General features: G+C 73.2%; 1 pseudogene. It reads left to right on the top strand.

Features of this window, described 5'->3' with window-relative positions:
* Positions 1-97: 97 nt before the first annotated feature.
* Positions 98-306 (top strand): annotated as a pseudogene (locus J0695_RS40435) (FAD-binding protein); the annotation flags it as partial.

The following is a 306-nucleotide window of genomic DNA, read 5'->3' as shown; positions in this document are numbered from 1 at the left end:
GGTCAGCTCCGGGCGTCCGGTGGACTCGCGCGCGGTGCGCGATACGACCTTGGTAACGGTCGCCTGCGCCGAGGAGGACGCCGTGAGGGGCTGAACCGTGCCGGCGGCCCCGGCCGCCGGCACGGTTCAGCCCCTCACGGTGTCCTTCTCGGCGCAGGCCACCGGTACCAAGGTCGTCTCGCGCACCGCGCGCGAGTCCACCGGACGCCCGGAGCTGACCGAGGCCGCGATCGTCGTCTCGGGTGGACGCGGCGTGAACGGGGCGGAGAACTTCCACCTCATCGAAGCCCTCGCCGACTCCCTGGG

The sequence above is a fragment of the Streptomyces beijiangensis genome, assembly GCF_017315755.1.
Taxonomy (GTDB): Bacteria; Actinomycetota; Actinomycetes; order Streptomycetales; family Streptomycetaceae; genus Streptomyces; species Streptomyces beijiangensis.
The sequence above is the reverse complement of the archived record's forward strand: the minus strand, read 5'-3'. Positions and strand labels throughout refer to the sequence as shown.